Source organism: Moorena sp. SIO4E2, assembly GCF_010671945.1.
Lineage (GTDB): Bacteria > Cyanobacteriota > Cyanobacteriia > Cyanobacteriales > Coleofasciculaceae > Moorena > Moorena producens.
Map to the genome: position 1 here is coordinate 1 of NZ_JAAHIE010001346.1, position 1168 is coordinate 1168.

Below are 1168 nucleotides of genomic sequence, written 5' to 3' on the forward strand. Positions count from 1 at the left end.
TGACTGATAAGGATCAATAATTTCCAAATCTTGGATGAGAGGTTGATTGTGATAGACAAGAGCATTGAGGAAGCTAATCAGAATCGGCTTACTTTCCTGGGAGGCAAAGATTTTTTTAAAGGCAAAGTCGGTTTTGGGGCTGATGAATTTCATGGCTGATATTGGGCTGAGGGTGCCTTTACTAAAACAAGTAGTAGACTACAACTATAGCAATTCTAAGACTTGTGAGGTACAAATATCTAGGTTTTAGGGAGCAGGGAGCAGCGATGCAGCGCGGTCTTGGGGGTTTCCCCCATGAGCGACTGCATCAAGACGGGAGCAGGGAAGAGGGAAGAGGGAAGAGGGAAAAAAATCCTGTTGAGCTTACACTCCCCATCTCCCCACCCTTCCCACACTTACTTTCTTTTTGGCAACTATGATATCGACCCTACTCCTCCTCTTCTTCTTCCCTGAGCCAACGCCAAATCAACACGCAAAGATTCAACACTATGATTAGGTTTGCATCAAGGAATAAAGCTAGTAACTCCACAACGAACTCTATTAATAGCCAACGTTTTCGGTTGCGATTAGTCTTCTTGGTCATAGTCATTATTTTCAAGTGAAATGGTTAGTAAGCATTCAGCCGTCAGCCGTCAGCCTTGGCCAAACACGCTACGCGAATGGCTGATAGCTGATAGCTGATAGCTTAAAATGCTTCTGACTTCTAGCCTATTGACTAAAAAAATAGGTGTATAGGAGTTTGATATAAAAAACTTTGATGGTATTTACTGGAAAATATACCTAAATAAAAATAGGTATTATAACTATGAAGTAATAAACTAAAATATCCTAAAATAAAAACAAATAAAAATTGCTGTTAACCTAACACAAATCGAAATCTACATGGCAGAATTTAGTTAAGCATTCAGCGCATAGCGCATCAGCTATCAGCTAATGCGCTATGCGCACGCTACGCGAACAGCTTATGGGAGTTAAGTATCACAGGCTGGAAGCCTGTTCTACCTCTTGCCTCTTGCCTCTTGCCTCTTGCATACTCCCTACTCCCTGCTGCCTGCTGCCTGCTCCCTTTCTTATGATAAATACCATGAACAACCAACAATCTCAACAACAACAGTTCATTGAATACATCGCTGACCAGATTTTCCCGATATCGAAAAGATCCGAAACC

At 41.7% G+C, this 1168-nt stretch carries 4 protein-coding genes; 2 read left to right on the forward strand and 2 right to left on the reverse strand.

Features of this window, described 5'->3' with window-relative positions:
- Window positions 1-153 (reverse strand): PD-(D/E)XK nuclease family transposase (locus F6K37_RS43560; RefSeq protein ID WP_287257371.1); only part of this gene is annotated, 153 nt, incomplete at its 3' end.
- 71 nt (window positions 154-224) lie between these two features.
- On the opposite strand from F6K37_RS43560, the gene F6K37_RS43565 reads away from it, so the two are divergent.
- The gene (locus F6K37_RS43565) at window positions 225-419 is read left to right on the forward strand and encodes a hypothetical protein (protein ID WP_287257369.1); all 195 of its coding nucleotides are present in this window, start codon (window positions 225-227) and stop codon (window positions 417-419) included.
- An 8-nt stretch (window positions 420-427) separates the two neighbouring features.
- Here F6K37_RS43565 and F6K37_RS43570 read toward each other — a convergent pair whose 3' ends face one another.
- Window positions 428-583, reverse strand: coding sequence for a hypothetical protein (locus tag F6K37_RS43570; RefSeq protein WP_154659849.1), 156 nt, complete (start codon window positions 581-583; stop codon window positions 428-430).
- Window positions 584-940: 357 nt separating this feature from the next.
- Between F6K37_RS43570 and F6K37_RS43575 the strand changes: the two genes are divergently transcribed.
- Window positions 941-1168, forward strand: a 228-nt coding sequence (locus tag F6K37_RS43575) for a hypothetical protein (RefSeq protein ID WP_287257370.1), incomplete at its 3' end; no start/stop codon positions are given.